Annotated in this window: 14 protein-coding genes and 1 tRNA gene; 3 read left to right on the top strand and 12 right to left on the bottom strand. The window is 70.8% G+C overall.

Annotated features, from left to right (window positions below; translation table 11 throughout):
- The 6 genes from E2F49_RS16845 to birA form a co-directional block, all read right to left on the bottom strand.
- Positions 1 to 89 (bottom strand): entericidin A/B family lipoprotein (locus tag E2F49_RS16845; RefSeq protein ID WP_425481410.1); only part of this gene is annotated, 89 nt, incomplete at its 3' end.
- Positions 90 to 317: 228 nt separating this feature from the next.
- Complete coding sequence (gene rocF, locus E2F49_RS16145; RefSeq protein WP_133394838.1) at positions 318 to 1241, bottom strand: arginase; 924 nt, start codon at positions 1239 to 1241, stop codon at positions 318 to 320.
- A 112-nt stretch (positions 1242 to 1353) separates the two neighbouring features.
- A tRNA-Thr gene (locus E2F49_RS16140) sits at positions 1354 to 1429 on the bottom strand.
- Between the two features lie 31 nt (positions 1430 to 1460).
- The gene (locus E2F49_RS16135) at positions 1461 to 2195 is read right to left on the bottom strand and encodes an SPOR domain-containing protein (protein ID WP_133394837.1); all 735 of its coding nucleotides are present in this window, start codon (positions 2193 to 2195) and stop codon (positions 1461 to 1463) included.
- A 9-nt stretch (positions 2196 to 2204) separates the two neighbouring features.
- Entirely contained in the window at positions 2205 to 2957 is a 753-nt protein-coding gene (locus tag E2F49_RS16130; RefSeq protein WP_133394836.1) for a type III pantothenate kinase, read from the bottom strand.
- Positions 2954 to 3982, bottom strand: a complete 1029-nt coding sequence (gene birA / locus E2F49_RS16125; protein ID WP_133394835.1) for a bifunctional biotin--[acetyl-CoA-carboxylase] ligase/biotin operon repressor BirA — start codon at positions 3980 to 3982, stop codon at positions 2954 to 2956. The genes E2F49_RS16130 and birA overlap by 4 nt, the downstream gene beginning before the upstream one ends.
- Before the next feature lie 120 nt (positions 3983 to 4102).
- On the opposite strand from birA, the gene E2F49_RS16120 reads away from it, so the two are divergent.
- Together E2F49_RS16120 and E2F49_RS16115 are read left to right on the top strand one after the other, a co-directional pair.
- Complete coding sequence (locus E2F49_RS16120; RefSeq protein WP_133394834.1) at positions 4103 to 4378, top strand: hypothetical protein; 276 nt, start codon at positions 4103 to 4105, stop codon at positions 4376 to 4378.
- 16 nt (positions 4379 to 4394) lie between these two features.
- Positions 4395 to 5162: a M90 family metallopeptidase gene (locus tag E2F49_RS16115; protein ID WP_425481409.1), complete on the top strand. Its 768-nt coding sequence runs from the start codon at positions 4395 to 4397 to the stop codon at positions 5160 to 5162.
- A 529-nt stretch (positions 5163 to 5691) separates the two neighbouring features.
- Here the strand turns inward: E2F49_RS16115 and E2F49_RS16110 are convergent.
- The 4 genes from E2F49_RS16110 to dusA all read right to left on the bottom strand — a co-directional run bounded on the left by E2F49_RS16110 (position 5692) and on the right by dusA (position 9489).
- A complete protein-coding gene (locus E2F49_RS16110; protein WP_133394833.1) occupies positions 5692 to 7113 on the bottom strand; it encodes an ATP-binding protein in 1422 nt (473 codons plus the stop codon).
- A gap of 89 nt (positions 7114 to 7202) precedes the next feature.
- A complete protein-coding gene (locus E2F49_RS16105; RefSeq protein WP_055246303.1) occupies positions 7203 to 7889 on the bottom strand; it encodes a response regulator transcription factor in 687 nt (228 codons plus the stop codon).
- A gap of 56 nt (positions 7890 to 7945) precedes the next feature.
- Positions 7946 to 8269, bottom strand: a complete 324-nt coding sequence (locus tag E2F49_RS16100) for a hypothetical protein (protein WP_243713636.1) — start codon at positions 8267 to 8269, stop codon at positions 7946 to 7948.
- Between the two features lie 191 nt (positions 8270 to 8460).
- Positions 8461 to 9489, bottom strand: a complete 1029-nt coding sequence (gene dusA / locus E2F49_RS16095) for a tRNA dihydrouridine(20/20a) synthase DusA (protein ID WP_133394832.1) — start codon at positions 9487 to 9489, stop codon at positions 8461 to 8463.
- Between the two features lie 165 nt (positions 9490 to 9654).
- Here dusA and E2F49_RS16090 point away from each other — a divergent pair, with 165 nt between their 5' ends.
- Entirely contained in the window at positions 9655 to 10059 is a 405-nt protein-coding gene (locus tag E2F49_RS16090; protein ID WP_133394831.1) for a hypothetical protein, read from the top strand.
- A 9-nt stretch (positions 10060 to 10068) separates the two neighbouring features.
- Here E2F49_RS16090 and E2F49_RS16085 read toward each other — a convergent pair whose 3' ends face one another.
- Both E2F49_RS16085 and E2F49_RS16080 read right to left on the bottom strand, forming a co-directional pair.
- The gene (locus tag E2F49_RS16085; RefSeq protein WP_425481408.1) at positions 10069 to 10503 is read right to left on the bottom strand and encodes a hypothetical protein; all 435 of its coding nucleotides are present in this window, start codon (positions 10501 to 10503) and stop codon (positions 10069 to 10071) included.
- Complete coding sequence (locus E2F49_RS16080) at positions 10500 to 11471, bottom strand: hypothetical protein (protein WP_243713635.1); 972 nt, start codon at positions 11469 to 11471, stop codon at positions 10500 to 10502. The genes E2F49_RS16085 and E2F49_RS16080 overlap by 4 nt, the downstream gene beginning before the upstream one ends.
- Positions 11472 to 11571 lie beyond the last annotated feature (100 nt).

Below are 11571 nucleotides of genomic sequence, written 5' to 3'. Positions count from 1 at the left end.
CAGGGACGCGTGGTCGTGCCGCCGGTGCGGTTGGCGCTGTCTTCGACCTTCTCGCCGACCTTCTGCACGTCCTGACCCGCACCCTTCATGGTGTTGCAGGCGGACAGGGTGCCGACGGTGAACATGGCGAGCAGCAGCAGTGCGGTCATACGCTTCATGGGATTCTCCGGGTCGTTGCGAACGGCTGCGACATCGCAACCATGGCGCGGATATTAGGAACCGCCGACGTGAAGCCGGCGTGGACCCGAAACCCCATCCGGTGACGCGTTCAACGATGCGCGTGCGGCGTGAAGACGTCGCCCGCTCATGCGCATCGATCAGTCGCGCATGAGCGTCGACTTGCCGAACAGGCTCTCGACCAGATCGACCGCCAGCTCGGCGGTCGTGTTGCCCTGGTCGAGCGCCGTGTTGACCTCGACGATGTCCAGCGAGCCCAGACAGCCGGTGTCGGCGATCATCTCCATGATCAGCTGGGCCTCGCGGTAGTTGATGCCGCCGGGCACCGGCGTGCCCGTGCCCGGCGCGATGGTCGGGTCGAGCACGTCGACATCGAAGCTCACGTGCAGGTGGGTGTCGGCATCGAGTCCTTCCAGCGCTTCTTCCACGACGCGGCGCATGCCGACCTCGTCGATGTAGCGCATGTCGTAGATGTCGAGGCCATGCTCCTTGACCATGCGCTTCTCGTCCGGATCGACCGAACGGATGCCGATCTGCCGGAACTGCGCGACCTGCATCGACGGCGACTCGCCACCCAGGCGCGTCAGCACGTCGGGGCCGATGCCGCACAGACACGCGACCGGCATGCCGTGCACGTTGCCGGACGGCGTGATCTGCGAGGTGTTGAAGTCGGTATGCGCGTCCAGCCACAGCACGCGCAGCTTGCGGCCGTTCGCGCGGCAGTGGTTCGCCACGGCGGCGATCGAGCCGATCGCCAGGCAGTGATCGCCGCCGAGCATGATGGGCATGCGCCCGCGCGCGAGTTCGGCGGACGACGCGTCGAGGACCGCGCGATTCCATGCGACCACTTCGTCGAGGTGCCGGTAACCCGCTTCCGGGCCGGTCCACGGATTCTTCGGCCCCTTGAGGTCGCCCAGATCGGCGACGTCGACGCCGCGTGCGATCAGCGCTTCGACCAGACCGGCGACGCGCAGGCCTTCTGGACCCATCGAGGCACCGCGACGACCGGCCCCCACATCGGTGGGCACGCCGAAGATCGAGACCGGGGGATACGTCTGCTGCATGCGAGCTCCTGTGCGAGGACCGGGCCGGCGCGCGGGGCGCGACGGAGGCATCGATGCCGGAGCGGCCGTGGGGAGGCGCCAGGGGCGCGGGCGCGGGACGGCATCGCGAAACTGGTGCCGGCACCCGGATTCGAACTGGGGACCTACCGCTTACAAGGCGGTTGCTCTACCAACTGAGCTATGCCGGCATGGCATGCGGCGCGAGGCCGCGGCGGGATTCTAACCTGCAACCCATTGCGCGTTGCAGTCGCGCGTCTCCACGCGCGTCGCGCCAGCCCGTACGCGCAGCGATTCGGCGGTGACGCCCTCGGCGGCCATCGCGTCGATCCAGTAGCGCGTCAGCGTGCTGCCGAGCGGCGCGGCCTCGGCCGCGAAGCCCGCGGCGCGCAGGGCCTCGGCACGGTTGCGCGCCGGCGCTTCGCTGCCGAAACGACCGAGCGCGATGCCGTTGGCGTCCGCGCCGTCGGCGATCACGTAGTAGTCGTTGAAGCCGGCGTCGAGCAGACGCGCAACGGTGGCATCGGCGGTCGCGCGGTCCGGCAGTGGCGCCATCCACACCCGCCAGCCGCGTGGCGTCTCGCCGACCTCGCGCGTGGCGATGCGTGCGACCGAAGACACCAGCTGTGCCAGCGCCGCATCGCGGCTGGCCGCGTCGGGGAATGGACCGAGGGCGACGCACCGCGCATCGCCTGCGGGCGGCGCAGGGGTCTCGGTCGCAAGGGGCGCCTCGGCGTCCGCTGCAGCCTCGGGCGCTTCAAGCGCGACGACTTGCGTCGCGACGGCGTCGACTGCACGCGCCGGCGCCGGCGCGGACGGCTCGCCGACCAGCTGCAGCGTCGATGGTCCGGGGTCGGCGAACGCGGCGGGGTCGCCCGGATCGCCACGCAGGGCCCACCACACGGCGACGCCGAAGTTGAGGATCACCAGCAGGACGACGAGTGCGCGCAGCAGCATGGCGCGAGTCTAGCCTTCCGGCGCGGCGAGGCCGGCACTGGCGCGCTGCCAGCGCGCGAGCCCGTGCAGCACGAGATCGGCGCGCCAATGCGCCTCGGGCAGATGCGCGCGCAGCGCATCGGCGCCCCCGCCATGCACCAGCAGCCGCGGCCTCGCGCCGAGCTGCGCAACCGCTTCGCGCAGACTGCGTTCGATCAGGCCCACTGCGGCGCCTTCGCAGCCCGAGGCCAGTGCATCCTCGGTGTCGTCGGCGAACTCCGCGTAGACGCCGCCGGTCGGCGCGAGCTGGGCGACGCGACGGTGCAGGGCCTCGCGCATCAGCGTCGGCGACGGGGCGATGCGCCCGCCGCGGTGCCGGCCGTGTGCATCGACCAGATCGACCGTCAGCGCGGTGCCGACGCCGACCACCAGCGCGGCGCCGCCCTCGGCGTGCGCGGACAGCAATGCGAGGAACCGGTCGACGCCGAAGCGCGCCGGCTCGGCGTAGGCGATCGTCAGGCCGTCGAGCGTGGGCAGCGTCTGCGCCAGCTGGACCTGCGCGCCGCGCGCGGCCAGCGCGTCGAGCAGGATCATCCGCAGCGCCGGCGCCGCGACGCTCGCGACGATCGCGGTGTCGATGCGCGCCGGCAACCGTTCCAGCCAGTCGGGGTCGAAGCCGCCTTCTACGTGCGAGGTGCCCTGCACCGCGCCGACGCGGCCGTCGCCGTTGAGCGGCGCGAATTTCAGCCGGGTATTGCCGAGGTCGAACAGCCAGGTACTCATGGCGTGGGCGCCCGACGCACGCTGACTTCGCCGGCATGGAATGCGCGCACGGCACCGTCCACGATCACGCGCAACGCGCCGTCGTCCGCGATGCCGGCCGCGGTGCCGTGCAGCGTCTCGTTGCCGTTGTGCAGCGCGACCGGTGCGCCGTCCAGCGCGTCGATCGCGGCGAAGCGCGCGCGGAACGGCGCCAGGCCTTCGCGATCGAACAGGTCCAGCGCCGGCAGCCACGCCGCGAGCAGGGCCGCGGCGACGGCGTCGCGCGTCGGCGGCGTGCCGGCGCAGCATTGCGACAGGTCGGTCCAGGGCTGGTCGATCGTCGCCGCCTGCGCGTCGGGCATGCGCACGTTGACGCCGATGCCGAGCACCGCGCGCACCGGCCCCGCATGCTCGCCCCCGCCTTCGACGAGGATGCCGCCGAGCTTGCGCAGGCCCGCCGCGTCGACGACGACCAGATCGTTGGGCCATTTCAGGCGTACCGCCTCGATGCCCAACCCGCGGATCGCTTCGACCGCGGCGACGCCGGCCACCAGGCTCAGCCCGCCCAGCCGCGCGAGCCCGCCCTCGAAGCCGCGCTGCAGCGACAGGTACAGATGCGCGGCCAGCGGCGACTGCCAGCTGCGTCCACGCCGGCCGCGTCCGCCGGTCTGGCGTTCGGCCAGCAGGACTTCGGCGTTCGCGCCGGGCATCGGGCGGCGCATCAGTTCGGCGTTGGTCGAATCGAGGGTCCAGGCGATGTCCAGCGCCGCCATCCGCGTGCGTGCGGCCACCGGCAGGGCATCGAGAATCGCGTCGGCATCGAGCAGTGACAGCGGCTGCGCCAGCACATATCCGGTGCCGGGTCGCGCGACGATCGGCACGCCGGCCTCGCGCAGCCCTTCGATGCGCTTCCAGACCGCGGCCCGGGTCAGGCCGGCCTCGCGCGCCAGCGCATCCCCGGACACGGGACCGGCGATCAGGCGCTGCAGCAGCGCGCGTTCGGGCGCGGCATCGGCCACGGGCGAGGAAGCTCTGGACACGGACATCGCCCGATTATCGGCGAGCGCGGCACCGGGTGTCGCCCGCTGCTGCGACGCAGCGTCGCGCGGGCGGCACCTGCGCTATGATCGACGGGCTGTGCGTCCGCTTCCCGCCGGGGTCCTCCGATGTCCGCACGTCTGATCGTCTGCTTGCTGCTGCTGGGCGCCTGCCTGCCGGCCGTCGCCCGTACCGCGACCGCCGAGGCCGGCACGGACGCACCGTGCCCGCCCGCCGCCAGCACGCCGCAGTCCGAAACGCTGCTCGACACCCCGGCCGTGCGCCGCGCCCCCGCTGCGGGCAGCGCGTCGAAGACCCGCGCGGCCGCAACCGGCGGCGGCGAGGTCGACAGCCCGGTGCGTGGCCCGCGCTGGCACAGCTTCCTGCCGGGCATGTTCCGCTGACGGATTCCACCGGCACGTGCGAGCGCTGATCCGCCGCCTGTTCGCAGGCGCGCCCCCTCCGATTTCCGATACCGACTGGTCCGCGATCGCAGACCGGTTGCCGTGGGTGCGTCGGCTGGATGCCGACCGCCGCGATCGCCTGCGCGCGTTGGCCGCGCTGTTCCTGCACCGCAAGTCGATCACGCCCGTCGCCGGCCTGCAGCTCGACGCGCGTGCGCGCCTGACGCTCGCCGCGCTGTGCTGCCTGCCGCTGCTCGAGTTCGGCGAAGAAGGCCTGCACGGCTGGTCGCAGCTGATCGTCTATCCCGACGCGTTCCGCGTGAACCGCAGCCACGTCGACGCCGCCGGCGTGATGCACGAGTGGGACGACGAACTGATCGGCGAGGCCTGGGAAAGCGGCCCGCTGGTGCTGTCCTGGGCCGATGTCGAAGCCGACATCGCCGAACCCGATGCCGGCTTCTGCGTCGCGGTGCACGAGATGGCGCACAAGATCGATGCCCTCGACGGCGTGCTCGACGGCACCCCGCCCCTGCCACGCGACTGGCAGCGCGCCTGGGCCCGGGATTTCCAGCGCAGCTTCGATGCCTTCGTCGCACGCGTGGATGGCGGCGAAGACCTGCCGATCGATCCTTACGCCGCCGAGGCCCCCGAGGAATTCTTCGCCGTCTGCAGCGAGTACCACTTCAGTGCGCCCGCGCTGCTGCGTGAAGTCCTGCCCGACGTTGCTGCGCACTTGGTGCGCCTCTATGGCACATCGCCGATGGACGCCGCATCGCAGGTGTGATCGTCCGACGGCGGGTACGGACCTCTTTCCTGCTTTCGCACAATCAGGTCAAAGGCACGCGTCCTGGGCCGCTGCTTCTGTTGCTGCCGCTTCGGCTTCAGCCTTTGACCTTGATCTGCGAGCCGTAAAGCGAGCCGAGCACTGGAGCCTGACGCGGTCGTAGAGCAGCCCATGTCTGAGCGCAGCGAGTTTGGGCTGCGTGCCGCGGCAGGCGAAGCGCGCAGGGAACCGCCGCAGCTCTACCGCGGCGGATCGCGTCCGGCGAAGGGACCTTTTGGTTTCTTTTGGGTCCCGCCAAAAGAAACTCGCACGCGCAGCGGGCGAAAGCCCTGCACTGGCCGTTCGCTTCGGCATTTTTCCCGCAACACGCACACGGGTTACAGCAACCGAAGAGTCGCGCTCGCGCCTGATCCAAAGGTCCAGCCGCGGAAGCACTGTCGGAATCGCGCGCAAGCGCGCTCCCACATCAAGGCGCGCCAGCGAGCGCGTCGTGCATGCGCCCACAGACGAACGCCGCCGCAACCGCCGATCAGAACCCCGGCGGCAAGCGCACCGAGAAACAGGCGCCACCCAGCTCCTCGGACCGGCCCACATTGAGCTCGCCGCGATAGCTGTGCACCAGGTCCTGCACGATCGACAGACCGATGCCATGCCCCTGCACGCGCTCGTCGCCGCGCACGCCACGCTGCAGCACCGCCGCCACGCGATCGGGCGGAATGCCCGGGCCGTCGTCCTCGACCACCAGCACAAGTCCAGGCCTGCGGTTCGGCGCCGTCTCGCCCGGACGTACGGTCAGCAGCACGCGCGACTTCGCCCACTTGAATGCATTTTCGAGCAGGTTGCCGAGCAGCTCCTGCAGGTCGCCCGGCTCGCCGTGGAAGCGCGCGCTCGGCTCGATCTCGAATTCGCAGACCGCGCCCTTGGCCGCATAGATCTTTTCCAGGCCGCGCACGATCTGTTCGGCATGCGGTTCGATCTCGATCGCCGCCGAGAACAGCTGGTGACCGCTCGAAGCGGCGCGCGCGAGCTGGTAGGTCACCAGATCGTTCATACGCTGCAGCTGGGTTTCGACTTCCTCGCGCAGCTCGGCATCGCCGCTGCCGGCGTCGAGCCGCGAGCGCAGCACCGCGAGCGGCGTCTTCAGGCTGTGGGCGAGATCGGACATCGTGTTGCGCTGACGCACGAGATGCTCGCGCTCGCTTTCGATCAGCGCGTTGATGCTTTCGGTCAGCGGCTGCAGCTCGCGCGGATGCTGCATGCCCATGCGCTCGGACTGGCCGCGCTGCACGCGCACCAGCTCGTGTTCGACACGGCGCAGCGGCCACAGGCTCCAGCGCACGATCAGGCCCTGCAGCAGCAACAGGATCAGGCCCGCCACGCCCAGGTTGACCCACAGCGCGGCGCGGAACACGCGCACCTGGCGCGGGATGATGCCCGCGTCTTCCATCACGTAGATCGTGTAGGCGAACTCGTTGTCGCTGCGCCCGTCGGGCGCCCAGACCAGCCCCAGCCCGTAGCGGTACACCTCGCCGGGCGTGCCGTTGCTCTGCACCATCGGCAGCGGCCCTTCGAACTTCTCCTCGCGCGCGGACAGCATGGCCGCGTCCGGCAACTGCGGGCCAGACGCCGAGCGCGAGGTCCACGAATCGCCGGACGGCAACACGACCTCGGCGTAAAGCCCGCTGCCGGGCCGCTGGAAACGCTCGTCGGGCGGCGATTCGGAGGGATACAGCTCGCCACCGCGCAGGAACTCGATGTCGCCCGCGTAGGAGTAGACGTAGTTGCGCAGACGTTCGCGCTGGCCTTCGCTGGCGACGTCGATGAAGGCGCGATCCAACGCGTAGCCGGCCAGCGCAAGAAACGCGAGCAGGCCGAGACTTGCCGCCAGCAACTGGCGTGCTCGCAGCGAACGCGGTCGCAACCGCGCGGAGATGCGGTTATCGCCCGCCATCGTTCAGACCGGTGCAACCGTCCGCCGGCGCACCCGCGCGGCGGACGCACGCGGCGCCAGTGCGGAAATCCGCGCCTGGCGTCGCCGGATCATCCTTCGCCGTTGCGCGGAATCGCGAAGCGATAGCCACGACCACGGACGGTTTCGATCGGCTTGAGCGTGCCTTCCGGATCGAGCTTCTTGCGCAGGCGGCCGATGAAGACTTCCAGCACGTTCGAATCGCGATCGAAATCCTGCTGGTAGATGTGCTCGGTGAGATCCGCTTTCGACACCAGTTCGCCGGCGTGCATCATCAGATACTCGAGCACCTTGTATTCGTAACTGGTCAGATCGACGTTCTTGCCGTCGACGCTGACGGTCTGCGCGGCCAGATCGAGCGTGACCGTGCCGCACTCGAGCGTCGGCTTGCTCCAGCCGGCGGCGCGACGCACCAGCGCGTTGATGCGCGCCAGCAGTTCCTCGACGTGGAAGGGCTTGACCAGGTAGTCGTCGGCGCCCTGCTTGAGGCCGTCGACCTTGTCCTGCCAGCTCGAACGCGCGGTCAGGATCAGTACCGGAAACTGCTTGCCTTCCTCGCGCAGGGCCTTGATCAGCTCCATGCCCGACATCTTCGGCAGACCCAGATCGATGATGCCGACGTCGAACGGCACCTCGCGTCCCATGTACAGGCCTTCCTCGCCGTCCTGTGCGGCGTCGACGGCGAAGCCTTCGCGCTTCAGGCGCGCGGCGAGGGTCTCACGCAGGGGAGCTTCGTCTTCGACGAGCAGGATTCGCATGGGTCAACTCCGGACTGACGGCCGGACCGGCCGTGAATGGGGGCGAGGATGCAGGATCAATCGTCGTCGCCGCGTGCACGGGCGGCACGGTTCGGATCGTCGACGTAGATCCGCACGCGGCCGCTCTCGTCCATGACCTTCACGCGGTTGAGGTCGCGCCCGTCCGAATGCATCGGCTCGATGTTGAGCACGCGACCGCGGGTGGTGCGTTCGATCCGGCGGACCGATTCGGTCATCGAGTCACGGACCCGCTGGCGACCCGACATCTCCGGCCGGGTCATCGACGCACGCATCTCCGGCCCGCGCTGGGCCGGGCCCTTCGGCGGCGGCTCCTGTGCCACGACCGCACTCGTCGCGACGCACAGCAGCGTCACGATCACGGTTCGGGGCAGTCGGCGGGACGACGGGACAGGCACGGCCGCTCCTTGGAGACGGGTCGATGATCGGGCTTGAGATGGTCGGGCGAAGGCGGTGAATCCGTCCTTAACTTTTCGTTGACAAGGCTGTCTGCGTTCAGCTTCGGACGGCCGCCGATCATGGCCCGATCGGCACGGCGCCGCAAACCTTCCGGTCAGGCGGCGCTGCGCGCACCTGCGTGTTCGGTCGCCGACAAGGCCTGCTCGACCAGCTGCCAGTCCGCGCCCGGGCGATGGGCGCCCTCGCTGAGCACCTGCCGGAACAGGCGTCCGCCGGGCTGGCCGTGGAACAGCCCCAGCACGTGGCGGACGATGTGCTTGAGCGCAACGCCATCGGCCATCCGCGCTTCGACATAGGGACGCAGCGCGCGCAGCAGGTCCGCGCGCGGCTGCAGCGGCCCGCCCGACAGCGCCGCATCCAGCGCGTGCAGCACGTAGGGGTCGTGATACGCCGCGCGGCCGAGCATCACGCCGTCGACGTGGTCAAGCTGCGCCAGCGCCGCCTCCCGCGTCGCGATGCCGCCGTTGATCACCACCGGCAGACCGGGACGCTCGCGCTTGAGCCGGTACGCCCAGTCGTAGCGCAGCGGCGGAATGTCGCGGTTCTCCTTCGGCGAGAGCCCCTGCAACCAGGCATTGCGCGCGTGCACGACGACCATCGCGGCACCGGCTGCGACGACGCCATCGACGAAGTCCGCAAACACGTCGTAATCGGCATCGTCGTCGACGCCGAGCCGGCATTTCACCGTCACCGGCACGTCGCTGGCGGCTGACATCGCAGCCACGCACTCGGCGACCAGCGCCGGCTCGCGCATCAGGCAGGCACCGAACCGCCCGGCCTGCACGCGGTCGGACGGGCAGCCGCAGTTGAGATTGACCTCGTCGAAGCCGTGGTCGGCGGCGATGTGCGTGGCCTGGGCCAGTGCGGCCGGTTCGCTGCCGCCCAGCTGCAGGGCCAATGGCGCCTGCTCGGGCGTCAACGCCAGCAGCCGCGTGCGATCGCCGTGGATGACCGCCTTGGCGTGCACCATTTCGGTGTACAGCCGCGCGCCCGGCGCCAGCAGCCTGTGGAACTGCCGGCAGTGCACGTCGGTCCAGTCCATCATCGGCGCGACCGACAGGCGCAACGATGCCGCGTACGTATCGGCACGCGTGCCGCTGGACGGATTGGAAGCGCCGGTCATCGTGTCTGCAGGTCTAGAAGGCGCGAAGCGCGTGGGGGCGGACGCGTGGGTCCGCGATCGCGCGGCCCGCGCGAGGGGCGTCAGGATACACGCCCGCTGCGGCCTTCATGCCGCGACGGGCGGCGGCCGGTCATCCTGCGGCGCCCTGCCGCGAGGCTCCGATCGATGGTGTTCCTGCAACTGGCCCTGCTGCTGACGCTGGCGTGGTCGACCGGCGCGGTGCAGCTGTCGCCGCGCATCCGCGCCGTGCATGGCATCTCGATGTGGCTGGCCGTGGGCTGGGCGCTGGCCGTGGTGGCCTGTCTGGGCTACGGCGCCTGGGGCCTGCTGCGCGAGGGCGGCTGGACGTCGCTGTCGACCGGCCAGGCGCTGCACGCGCTGCTCGGTGAAGGCAGCCTGGCGATGCGGCGCTCGACGTGGCAGGGCCTCAACCGCGCGGCCGGTGCGTATCTGACGCTCGATCTGGCATGGACGCTGCTGGCGCTGAGCCTGCTGCAGTTCCACGGCCATGTGTTCTGGGCCGGCGTGGCCGAACGCCGACGGCGCGCACGCGTGCGGCGCGCCGGTTGAACGAAGCGCTCAGTCCGCGGCGGACTGCGTCTGTGGCGGCGCGACCGAAACCGGCACGACCTGCAGTTCGGCCTGTGCGCGGTCGAGCACGGGCGCGGCTTCGATCTGGCTGCCGTCCACCGGCACCGCGCCGTGCGGACTGGACTGGCTGACGATCCGCACCAGTTCGGTGGACCCGTCGGGCCACACGACCCGGAACGTGCTGCCGGGCGGCAGCGCGAGGAACGGCGTGGCGCTCTGCGCGCGGTAGAGCGCGGCGATCTGCGCGGCGCCGAGCTGGCGCTGCTCGACCGGCGCCGCAGTCGTGGTGCGCGCGACATCCGACAGGCGCCGGTAGTTTTCGCCGACCGCATCGACGACGACACCGGCGACGGCCACCGAGTAGCCGACGAACAGCGCGGCCCAGAGCCAGAAGCGGAGCTTGCGGGGGAGCATGCGTTTCATGGTGTCACCATTCCGAGCAGTTGCCGGGATGCGGGGGCATCCTCGACCAGGGCGTTCTTCATCCGATCGATCTCTTCCGCGCCCTGCCGCGGCACCGCCGCGTCGCGCACGAACGAGGAAAAGTCCTGCCGCGCATCACGCGCGCAGACGCCACCATTGGCGCAGTACTGGGTCATCAGCGCGCCGTCGGCGCTGCAGTCCAGGCCCAGGTCGCAGGCGGCCAGTTGCCAGGCGAATTCGCTGGCCTGTGTGCCGGAGACGGTATCGGCCAGGGCGACGTCGCCGCTGGCGGCCACGCCCATCGCCGGCGCCAGCGCGACGAAGGCCTCCGGGTCGCGCGAGGCCTGCACGCGACCGACCAGATCGCGGCGGTAATCCATGTCGTCGTGCAGCGGCGCGCCCATCGCCAGCAGCGCAGCCTCGGCGGCAAGGCTGCCGGCCTCGGCGGCGTCCTGACGCTGCTCGACCAGTTGCACGAAGGTCGCCGCGTCGTCGGGCACGAACCGGCCGCAGCGCGTGCCGATGCGGTCGCGCGCCGCGCCCAGCGCGCGTGCCGCGTCCAGTTGCAGGCCCCGGATCAGCGCACTGTCTCGGTCGAAACCGGCCGGATCACGCGCGAACCCCGCGCAGTACTCGTCGACCCGGCTCAGCAGCCAGCGCGCGTCGGCATCGCCGGCGGTCGCCAGCGGTTGCAGGCGCTGGCGGAACGCGAACAGATCGGGCGCCTGTTCGAACTCGCGCGGCAGCGGACGCGTCGTCTGCGGCCAGGCCGATGCCGATTCGCGGCGGATCGGGTCCGCCGTGTCCGGCAGGCCCGCACGGAACGGCAGCGACCGCGTGTCCGCGTCGTCGAAGCGGACCGGATCGAAACCGGCGTCCGCCACACCGGGCGCAGCCGGGCGCCACATCGCCAGAGCGGCGACGAGGACTCCCAGCAGCGCGATGGTGGCGAACACTCGAAGCGTCACGGCGGATCCTGCGACATCCGGCCACCCCCGCGGCGGCCGTCCCGGCGTCGCGATGGCGACCGCGCGGGGTTCGGAGGCGGATTCTAGCGGACCGGCGCGG

The sequence above is a fragment of the Luteimonas terrae genome (assembly GCF_004358165.1).
Lineage (GTDB): Bacteria > Pseudomonadota > Gammaproteobacteria > Xanthomonadales > Xanthomonadaceae > Luteimonas > Luteimonas terrae.
The sequence above is the reverse complement of the archived record's forward strand: the minus strand, read 5'-3'. Positions and strand labels throughout refer to the sequence as shown.

What these genes read in the sequence shown, in the direction of transcription:
- rocF (WP_133394838.1), bottom strand. Translation starts at nt 1,241, where the DNA reads ATGCAGCAGACGTATCCCCCGGTCTCGATCTTCGGCGTGCCCACCGAT.
- E2F49_RS16135 (WP_133394837.1), bottom strand. Translation starts at nt 2,195, where the DNA reads ATGCTGCTGCGCGCACTCGTCGTCCTGCTGGTGATCCTCAACTTCGGC.
- E2F49_RS16130 (WP_133394836.1), bottom strand. Translation starts at nt 2,957, where the DNA reads ATGAGTACCTGGCTGTTCGACCTCGGCAATACCCGGCTGAAATTCGCG.
- birA (WP_133394835.1), bottom strand. Translation starts at nt 3,982, where the DNA reads ATGTCCGTGTCCAGAGCTTCCTCGCCCGTGGCCGATGCCGCGCCCGAA.
- E2F49_RS16120 (WP_133394834.1), top strand. Translation starts at nt 4,103, where the DNA reads ATGTCCGCACGTCTGATCGTCTGCTTGCTGCTGCTGGGCGCCTGCCTG.
- E2F49_RS16110 (WP_133394833.1), bottom strand. Translation starts at nt 7,113, where the DNA reads ATGGCGGGCGATAACCGCATCTCCGCGCGGTTGCGACCGCGTTCGCTG.
- E2F49_RS16105 (WP_055246303.1), bottom strand. Translation starts at nt 7,889, where the DNA reads ATGCGAATCCTGCTCGTCGAAGACGAAGCTCCCCTGCGTGAGACCCTC.
- dusA (WP_133394832.1), bottom strand. Translation starts at nt 9,489, where the DNA reads ATGACCGGCGCTTCCAATCCGTCCAGCGGCACGCGTGCCGATACGTAC.
- E2F49_RS16090 (WP_133394831.1), top strand. Translation starts at nt 9,655, where the DNA reads ATGGTGTTCCTGCAACTGGCCCTGCTGCTGACGCTGGCGTGGTCGACC.
- E2F49_RS16085 (WP_425481408.1), bottom strand. Translation starts at nt 10,503, where the DNA reads ATGAAACGCATGCTCCCCCGCAAGCTCCGCTTCTGGCTCTGGGCCGCG.